Origin of the sequence: Allobaculum stercoricanis DSM 13633 (genome assembly GCF_000384195.1) — a bacterium.
Taxonomy (GTDB): Bacteria; Bacillota_I; Bacilli_A; order Erysipelotrichales; family Erysipelotrichaceae; genus Allobaculum; species Allobaculum stercoricanis.
Window position 1 is genome coordinate 2,043,294 of the sequence record NZ_KB913034.1, and the last position, 9,584, is coordinate 2,052,877.

The 9,584-nt window shown below is 37.9% G+C and carries 6 protein-coding genes; 5 read left to right on the top strand and 1 reads right to left on the bottom strand.

Going from position 1 to position 9,584, the window contains the following annotated elements:
* The first annotated feature begins 53 nt into the window (after positions 1-53).
* Together ALLST_RS11180 and ALLST_RS11185 are read left to right on the top strand one after the other, a co-directional pair.
* Positions 54-1,874: an LCP family protein gene (locus ALLST_RS11180; protein ID WP_019893972.1), complete on the top strand. Its 1,821-nt coding sequence runs from the start codon at positions 54-56 to the stop codon at positions 1,872-1,874.
* Positions 1,875-2,381: 507 nt separating this feature from the next.
* Positions 2,382-4,916 (top strand): leucine-rich repeat domain-containing protein, encoded by a 2,535-nt coding sequence (locus ALLST_RS11185; RefSeq protein WP_019893973.1) that lies wholly within the window; start codon positions 2,382-2,384, stop codon positions 4,914-4,916.
* Positions 4,917-5,046: 130 nt separating this feature from the next.
* Here the strand turns inward: ALLST_RS11185 and ALLST_RS10715 are convergent, their stop codons facing one another.
* Positions 5,047-5,742: a lysozyme family protein gene (locus ALLST_RS10715; RefSeq protein WP_019893974.1), complete on the bottom strand. Its 696-nt coding sequence runs from the start codon at positions 5,740-5,742 to the stop codon at positions 5,047-5,049.
* Between the two features lie 449 nt (positions 5,743-6,191).
* On the opposite strand from ALLST_RS10715, the gene ALLST_RS10720 reads away from it, so the two are divergent.
* The 3 genes from ALLST_RS10720 (at position 6,192) to ALLST_RS0109545 (ending at position 9,489) form a co-directional block, all read left to right on the top strand.
* Entirely contained in the window at positions 6,192-7,439 is a 1,248-nt protein-coding gene (locus ALLST_RS10720; protein ID WP_019893976.1) for an AI-2E family transporter, read from the top strand.
* A gap of 83 nt (positions 7,440-7,522) precedes the next feature.
* Positions 7,523-7,849: a thioredoxin gene (gene trxA / locus ALLST_RS0109540; protein ID WP_019893977.1), complete on the top strand. Its 327-nt coding sequence runs from the start codon at positions 7,523-7,525 to the stop codon at positions 7,847-7,849.
* A gap of 218 nt (positions 7,850-8,067) precedes the next feature.
* A complete protein-coding gene (locus ALLST_RS0109545; protein ID WP_019893978.1) occupies positions 8,068-9,489 on the top strand; it encodes an aldehyde dehydrogenase family protein in 1,422 nt (473 codons plus the stop codon).
* Positions 9,490-9,584: the final 95 nt, after the last annotated feature.

Consider the following 9,584-nt stretch of genomic DNA (forward strand, 5'->3'; position numbering starts at 1 on the left):
AGTCTGGTCTATGTTACTATAATAAGCGCATTTTTAAGTTCATGAGGTGAAACATGAGACGATATACGAATCATCAATCAAAGACTGTGACAGTATTGTCTTGGATCTTTGTTCTTTTATTTATTGCGTCAGCCGGTTATATCGCATACCAAGCATTCCGATTGGAAATCTTCTCAACGATTCAACTAATTATCGGCTATGGCGTACTCGCTTTACTTTTAGTGTTATTCATTTGCTTGTTGTTAAAACGCTACTATCGCCATTGGATTAAAGGCGTGGTGATGGTCTTTACGTTTGCGCTGAGCTGCACTTGTGTATTAGGTGGTTACTACATGCAAAAAACAGGTGACTTCTTTGAATCGATTTCAACACCAACAGGCACAGCAGACAAACAAGATAAAGATGACCCTAATGCGGATACACTCAATTCCGCAGATGTCTTAAATCAAATGGCATTAAGTGTGACGACTTATGCGATGCAAGGAAGCAATATCCATCAACCTAGCGAATTAAATGGAACCGTAACAGGTGTAGTGACTGCTTTAGATGAACGCGGAACTAATGGTGCGCTTGAACAGTTGCGTAAAGCAGGGGCAACACCAGTCACACAAGAATATGAAAGTTCTTTTGCGCTTGTCGATGCTTTATATCGAGGCGAAGTCAATGCGATCATTTTGCCAGAACAATTCCACGAAGAATTATTGGAAGCCGCAAACGACTACAACCAATACAATGCCTTAACGACAATGACCAATAAAGTGGATCAATATATTTACTACGTTCCAGTTCCTGAAGAAATGAAAAACCCAGCGGATGATGTCATGGACATTACCCAAGAACCATTCACGGTTTTGATTTCAGGAAGCGATAGTTATGGGAACTTATCGACAATCAGCCGCTCTGATGTCAACATGCTCGTCAGTGTAAATCCAAAAACACATCAAGTGTTAATGATTTCTTTACCACGAGATTCCTATATCCCAGTCTCTTGTAAGAAAAATGAAACGGCGTGTGCAGCAATCGCAGGACAAAGCGATAAATTAACGCATACCGGTTGGTATGGAATTGGCACAACAGAATCCACAATTGAAGATTATCTGGGAATCGAAGTGAACTACACAGTTCGCGTCAACTTCTCTTCCTTAATCAATATCGTCGATGCCATTGGTGGAATTGATGTTTATGTTGAACCAGGATTAGAAGTTGAAACCTTCTATGCGAATGGTATGCCAGGCGTTCAAGCGGGGATGAACCATTTAGAAGGGGAAAGAGCCTTAGCCTTTGCGCGTGAACGTCATGCTTATTTGACCGGAGATAACCAACGAATTATCAACCAACAAATCGTGCTAAGAGCATTATTGGAAAAAATGATGTCTCCTACCATGGTTGTCAATTATCCAAACTTTATCCGTGCTTTATCCACAGCATTTACGACAAATATGAGCGGAACACAGATTAAAGAATTGATCGGATTAGAAATTTCCTCTTTCCCAAGCTGGAATATTCAAAGTTATGCGTTAAGCGGAGATTCAGCAACAGCATTCTGCCCAGCAATCGGATCTAACGCCTCTGTTTTGATGAACTACGCAGAAACAGTGACAAATGCCCAAACCTTTATTCAAGATTTATTCGAGGGCAAAACGATTGATGTCGCAAACCCATCCGGACAAACCACAGAGTCGAATACCCAGACGCCACAAACACCAGAAAACGCAGATCCAAATGTGAATCAAGGTGTAGAACAATATCCAACAGAACAGTATCCAGTGGAACAACCTCCTGTTCAAGAACCGGTAGAACAATATCCATATTACCCAGGCGAAGAACAAGAATTTGTAGAAGAGCCAATTTATGGCGAACAAGCTGGTTATTAAATCGTTGAACAAAGAATATTAATATAGAAAAAATCTTCATAAAAATAGAATCCCTTTTCGTAGACACTCGAAATAACGAATTCGAGTCGTCACGAAAAGGGATTTTTTTATGCCTAGAAAGCTCAAATGTTTTGCCAATCGAGATTCTAAGTGAGAAATAGAAAAATGATTTTTAGCTAAAAACCCCTAAATAATCGACAAAAATAAATTTTAAGGTGAATAAAAACTTTTTCTTTCACGCTGAATGTATACCTTTTGAGGCAAAGCTATAACACAAATTAGATAATATATTTCTAATACAACACTATAAAGATGAAATATAAACCGTATATATATATATATATATAACAGTGTTAGTGTTAGTATTTAATTGTTAATGGTTTTGAGTAATCAAAACAAAAAAATCCATTTAAAAAGACATTGATTTGAGAATACTTCGATCCAATGAAGATTTTTTATGGATAGAAAGAACATGAAGAAAAGGAACGATTAAAGAAAGGGGCTATTATGAAATCAAGAATGAATAAACTCATGTCATTATGCTTGGTTGCAATGATGGGTACTACTTTTATACCACAACCCATACAAGCAGAAGAAGTGGGTGAATTTGAAGAAGCAACAGTTGAATTCGAAGAAGCTACATTTGAAGAAGAAAAACAAAATGTCGAAGCAAGCCCAGAGAACTCAGTTACAGCTGACTTCGAGTATGAAGGATTGAAGTATAAAATCACTGATGAAAATAAAAAAGAAGTGGAAGTAATTGGGTTTGCGGATGGTTATCAGCCAACTGGATACACATTGGATATTCCAGATGTTGTTCGAAAACAAGATGAATCTGACGAAGATTACACGGTAACAAGCATAGGTGACAATGCTTTTAAAGACTGCCAATATTCCTCAATTAAAGAAATCAGATTACCTAGTAATTTAAGAATCGGTGAATCCGCATTTGAAGGATTCAAATCACTAGTTGATATCAATTTTTACTATTGCGTTAATTTAGAGATAGGTAAATCTGCTTTCAAAGATTGTACTGCGCTAAAGAATCTTAGTTTGCCTAAAGGACTTAAATCAATTGGCGAATCTGCATTTGCGGGTTGTACTAAACTTAATGACATTAGTTTCGCCCTTGACCAATATGAGGAACCTTCATTAATGAAACTAGAGACAATTGAAAATTCAGCGTTTGAAGGATGCACTTCGCTGTGGGATATTGACTTTAGCGAACTACAACATCTAACAACAATCGGTGAATCAGCTTTTGCTGGTTGCACCAAACTTGGACGTATTGAATTACCAGAAGGATTAACAACGATCGGTGATTTGGCATTTGCTTTGGGAAAAAGTACATCAGATAAAATGTCTCCACATCTGCGTTTTATCAACATTCCTTCTTCTGTAAAAACATTAGGATCAATCTTTGGAAATGAAAGTCCTTTTGGAATAGAGGATTACTTCGGACAAGTTAAAGAGGGTAAAGAAGTAGTATCGTTGGCTTTCCAAAGCAATGAGTTGCCTACAATGGAAGAAGGCTTCTTGAACACAATTGCGAAAGGAAATAATAAACCTGCTATATTTTTTCCGAATACGAAAGAAGCAATTCAAGCTTTTGCAGGAAAGGATTCTCCTTTTGTAGCAGCAGGACTTGTTAATCCTGATTATTTTGATTCATCCGTTGAACAAGAGTATGAGTCAATTCAAGTATGTCCAGAAAGTGTAGGCCATTCTCCAATTTATGACAACTTCCCGTATTATTACGGAGATGAAGCAAGCAAATCTACTGTACGAAAATTTACAAGTAGTAATGCTGAGGTGGCTAAAGCTGAAGCAAATGGTGCTTATAATTACGGAATTATTGAAGCTTATTCAAAAGGTGAAACAAACATTAGCTTTGTCAATGTACTCAAGGGTCAAGAACTAGTATCTGACAATAACACATTCAAGGTTATCGTGGATCATGAATATGTATGGCAGATTACAAGTTTCCCAGACTTCTTTAAGTCAGGATCTATGTATCAAAAATGTGAGGGAGGCTGTGGTAAGAAGAACGAGCCAATAAAAATTCCATCATATTTAAAATTATTAGAGGGTCTAATTGATCTTGATGATTTTGATTTTGATGATTTTGATGATTTGCCTTCAATTATTATGGGAATCAATGAAGATCAAGAATTTAAATCGAATTCAACTTATGAAGTGAAGAATGAAAGTCTTGAATTGATTCCTTATCCATTAAAAGATCAAGAGATGGATTTTGAACAATATGAGTGCAGTGTAACAAGTTCTAATCCTAGCGTTGCAACAGCAAAAATTGATGAACAGGGAAAAGTTGTTGTTAAGACTGTAGGTAAAGGACAAGCAAAAATCACTACGTCTTATACAAAAAAAGAAGAAACTCCAGCAGTGATGAATGAAAGTGGATTTATCAATGAAGTAGCTCCTAATACTGAACTAGAAGGTACATTTGTTATGAATGTAGTTGAATCTGAAGATGACATTCCAACAGGTGGCGGATCCGGAGGAGGATCTACAGGTGGTTCTGGTGGATCTTCAACTGGCGGAGGCTCCACAGGTGGTTCAACGAGTGGTGGATCTTCAACAGATTCTAATGCGCCAACACAACAAGTAGAAAATGCTGTATATCGTGCTTATAATCCATATAATGGTGAACATCTCTATACAACAAACTATGGTGAGTTTAAAGTCATTACTAAAAATGGATGGAATGATGAAGGAATTGCGTTTATGAGCGAATCCAAAGAAAAAGGACAAGCCGTATATCGCGTTTATAATCCAAATAGTGGATTGCATCATTACACAACGAATGTAAATGAAAAGAATGCTCTCGTGTCTTTAGGATGGAATGATGAAGGAGTAGCATTCTATACTTCAAAGAATCCAAAAGATACACCAGTTTATCGTGTTTATAATGGAAATGATGGAAACCATCATTACACGATGGATGCGAATGAAGCATTAGCCCTTATTTCCATGGGTTGGAAGAATGAAGGAATCGCGTTCTTAACTGCACCTATGAAATAAAAAATGATATAAAGCAATATAAAAATGAGAGGTCAACGATACGGATGTATCTAAAGATCTCTCATTTTATTTATTTTATTGGGGCATCTTAGTCCATTTTCATGAGAATGATTTTAAAGGGAAATTCAAGTTAAAGGGATGGATTGTTATCTAGAGCTTGATGGATGAGTTTGACATAAAACATGTTGCCATAGTCATAACGCCATCCGCCATTGGATTCGACCGCAATTGGATTGGGATAAGTCACAATACGACCGTTGCTGTGGATGCGTGAAAATTCTTCGGCTAATTCTTGGGTATGTTGTTTTCCGTGTTGGGCAACGAAATCTAAATAGCCACTTCCATAGTTATAGGCTTGATAAACGGCATCTTGATCAACACCGAGTAGTTCTGCTTTATCGAGTAATAATCGGTAGTAGCGAACCCCTTGGTCGATCGATTCATCGACGCCTAGCGAATTGGGTGGTAGTCCAGCCGATTCACTGGATTGAAAGACATCTTCACTTTGGCCATTGGACTCGACTTCAACAATGGCTTTGAGTTCATCGAGATGGTCCAAAATATCATATTGTAATGCGGCAGATTCGATCCGTTGATTTAATTCAAGAGGAGTTAAACCATGTGGGGCATTGGACTTTCGGGATTCCATGAAAAAAGTTAGGCCAAAAGAGAGCAGGACAATCAGGAGTAAAGGAATTAAAGAAAAGTGAGATTTTTTTGTCTGTTTAATCGACTCGCTTTGATCATAAGCAAGTTGTTTGGCTTGTTTATTTTGCAGGCGACGCTTTGCTTTATCATCTTCAGACATTCGCTGTCGTTTGACCATATTCAAATCTCCTTTCTTTTGTTTCATGCGTCTTTCTGTTTCAAAATAGGATCGTTTGCGATCAAAATTGTTGGGGTAAGAAGAGCACGATTATCATTGTAAACAAAGAAAATCAAAAAGAGATGAAAACTTTAAATTCTGACAGTTTTGTTGGTCATATGTATGATGATTTTTCATTGACTTGAAACGTGTTAGAATGTTAACAATCTGAAAAAACGATAGGAAAGGCTTATAGATGAAAAAATTGACAAAAAAATCAGCACTATGCATAAGCTGGATTATGCTATTTGTAGCATGCGCACTATCGATGTACGCGATGTTTAAAGGAGATCCTTTCATGCTTGTGATCTCGGCTATTTTCTTTGTGATTGGTTTTTTGACATTGAGACACTATATGTCATTGTAATCAGATCACAGACAAGTGAATAAATAGAACGAAAGGAGAATGTATGAAGCTCTTTCGAAAATACAAAACACTATGGATGGCAAGTTTTGTTGTGGTGCTTGCAATCTTATTTATTACGAACTTCTCTTACTTTGCTGAAGGGTTTAAATATGTTTTAAGCGCCTTTACGTCTTTAATGGGTGGTGTCGCTTTAGCGTTCATTTTGAACCTTATCATGGCTCCAGTAGAAGAAAAACTGAGAAATTGTAACGTGCGCTTTTTCGCAAAACGGGCACGAACATTTGCGATGCTTGTCGCGTTTTTAGTAGCCCTTTGTATCATTGCGCTGATCTTGTCGATCGTTATTCCAAACTTGATCAATGCGGTACAAATGTTGGCGCGTGAAGTTCCGCGTTATTTTCAAGAAATTCAAGCGGCTATTGATCAGTTGATGGTGAAATATCCAGAATTTAGTAAATGGCTAGGCAATATTGATTTGAACTGGCAAAAAACAACGGAAGCGATTTTAGGCTTTATCCTCAATGGAAATAGCGATAAAAACGTCGTCAATTCGACGATGAGTATTGTGTCAGGCGCAATTGGCGGCGTGGTGAACTTATTTGTTGTGGTCGTTTTTGCAACGTACATCTTGTCGGAAAAAGAACGCTTTATTAAAGCTTATTTCGTATTGACTGATTTATTCATGTCACAAGAAAAACGTGCTCATCTTACGCGTTCTTTGATGATTATCTACGAATCGTTTAAATCGTTTATTACCGGGGAAATTATAGAAGCTTGTATTTTAAGTACGATGTGTACTGTCGGCATGCTGATTTTACGATTGCCGTATGCCACGATGATTGGCGTTTTAGTGGGGGTCATCAATATGATTCCGATGGTCGGAGCATTTGTTGGTGGAGGTATTGGAGCCTTTATTATCTTTACGATTAGCCCGATGAAATGCTTGATCTTCTTAGTCTTCCTTTGCGTGATCCAACAAATCGAATCGAATATCTTCTTTCCAAGAGTCATTGGCAATAAAGTCGGTTTACCGGGAATTTATGTCATGATGACCATCGTTGTTGGCGGTTCATTGTTTGGTGTTTTTGGCATGGTGCTCGGTGTGCCATTAATGGCCTCGGTGTATAAAATCTTTAATAACTACTTAGCGGAAGTAAGACTACAAAAACAAGCGCAAAAAGAGCAAGAGAATCTGCAAGAAGCTAAAGAGCCAGACATAGATCAACCTATAGCAAGCCAAGATGAATTAGATCCTGAAGATGAAATACAAAGAGTGCTGATGAAGCAATAGGAACAAAATAATCTATGAGCAAAATAGAAGTGCTTATGATAAAGTTAATGTAAACTAATTTTAAAGAAAGAGAGATATTTATTATGGCAATTCGTCACGTTAAAAGTGTTGATGATTTTAAAGAAATCGTTGAATCCAATAATCAAGTTTTAGTCGACTTTTTTGCGACATGGTGCGGACCATGCAAAATGTTAGCCCCTGTTTTAGAAGGAGCAGCAACAAAATTAGAAGGCGATGTTGTGATCGCTAAAGTAGATATCGATGAAAACCAAGAACTCGCTAATGCATTCCGCGTTCAATCCGTTCCAACTTTAGTATTCTTCAAAGACAACAAAGCTGTTTTAGCAACTGCTGGTTACATGGATGAAGCTGGTTTGATGCGCTTTATCGACACTGCAAAAGAAAAATAAAAACGATTCAAAATCAATCATTCAACTCATTTAAAATCACAAAAAGGTCTTCGTCATTTGAACGCAATATGTTCGTTCTTTGATGAAGATCTTTTTTATTCAATTTATCGCAATGATCACTCAATTTGGAGCAATGAGTCCGATTGAAAGGCGAGTTTGATCTAGAATGATACATAGAGAATATCAATGAAATCCAAAAGATTAAGTAGGAGCCGTATATGGAAACAATCATCAAAGAAGAAGTGCAATCCATAAACGAAAGCACGAATGTTGATCCAATTCGGGATTATGGTGAAATTTTAGAACAACAAAAACGTTATTTTGAATCGGGCAAAACAATTTCTATTCCCGGAAGAAAAGTAGAGCTCGAATTATTAAAAGCAGCCATTCAACTGCATGAACAAGATATATTAGAAGCACTCAACGAAGATTTAGGAAAATCGTCTACTGAAGGCTATATGTCTGAAGTGGGTTTAACTTTAAGTGCAATCGATTGGCAAATTCGTCATTTGAAAAGTAATACGCAAGCGAAACATCATGTAACCCCTCTTCATCAATTAGTCTCAACAAGTCAAACGGTGCCCGTTCCTTATGGCAATGTGTTGATCATGGCCCCATGGAACTATCCGTTTTTATTGGTCATGGAACCTTTAGCCCAAGCCATTGCGGCAGGAAATACAGCGATTGTGAAAACAGGACATGCGGCCAAAGCGACCAATGCGGTAATTGAAAAGATCATTCAAATGATTTATCCTTCCGAATTTGTTTGTGTTGCACCAGGAGGAAGAGAAACGATTAGCCAACTTTTAGAATTAAAGTTTGATTATATTTTCTTCACCGGTGGAAAAGATCTCGGTTCTCTTGTTTACCAATCTGCCAGCAAGCATATGACGCCAGTGACCTTAGAATTAGGGGGCAAATCGCCAGTTGTCGTGGATGAAAGTGCCAATTTAGTTTTGGCAGCGAAACGCATCGTTTTTGGAAAATTTTTAAATGCGGGACAAACTTGCGTTGCGCCTGATTATGTGGTGGTTCATGAATCCGTTGTGCAACCATTTATGGCGGCTTTGAAACACGAAATTCAAAAACAATATCCCAATCCTTCTCGAATTGGAAAGATCATTAATGAAACACGATTTAAACATCTCATCTCTTTAGTCGATGAAAACAAAGTTGTGATTGGCGGGCGGGCGAGTGTGGAAACACTCCAAATTGAACCGACCGTTTTAGAAGGGGTAAGTTGGGACGATCCGATTATGCAAGAAGAAATATTCGGTCCGATTTTACCCGTTTTGACCTATCGTCAATTTAAACCTTTGATGCGAAAATTAGCCTCTTTACCGACACCTCTCGCATTTTATTTGTTCTCACGCAATGAGTTACATCAATCGTATATGAAATATGTCCAACCGTTTGGTGGGGGATGTATTAACGATACAGTTCTGCATATTTCGAGTGAACGCTTGCCTTTTGGAGGCATGGGCGCAAGTGGTATAGGCCAATATCATGGTCGTTGGGGATTTGAAACGTTCTCGCACACCAAAGGAATTTTAAATAAAGCATTATGGATCGATACGCCATTTCGCTATGCGAATCGCAAACGTTGGATGGCTAAGGCGATTCACAAAATCATGAAATAGAGTAGAGGGAGACTATCTGTGAGCCTCGCCCCTCTCATTGCACCGTACGTACGGTTCTCGTATACGGCGCTACAGCTTTACAGTTTTATTTCATG

What these genes read in the sequence shown, in the direction of transcription:
- ALLST_RS11185 (WP_019893973.1), top strand. Translation starts at nt 2,382, where the DNA reads ATGAAATCAAGAATGAATAAACTCATGTCATTATGCTTGGTTGCAATG.
- ALLST_RS10715 (WP_019893974.1), bottom strand. Translation starts at nt 5,742, where the DNA reads ATGGTCAAACGACAGCGAATGTCTGAAGATGATAAAGCAAAGCGTCGC.
- trxA (WP_019893977.1), top strand. Translation starts at nt 7,523, where the DNA reads ATGGCAATTCGTCACGTTAAAAGTGTTGATGATTTTAAAGAAATCGTT.
- ALLST_RS11180 (WP_019893972.1), top strand. Translation starts at nt 54, where the DNA reads ATGAGACGATATACGAATCATCAATCAAAGACTGTGACAGTATTGTCT.
- ALLST_RS0109545 (WP_019893978.1), top strand. Translation starts at nt 8,068, where the DNA reads ATGGAAACAATCATCAAAGAAGAAGTGCAATCCATAAACGAAAGCACG.
- ALLST_RS10720 (WP_019893976.1), top strand. Translation starts at nt 6,192, where the DNA reads ATGAAGCTCTTTCGAAAATACAAAACACTATGGATGGCAAGTTTTGTT.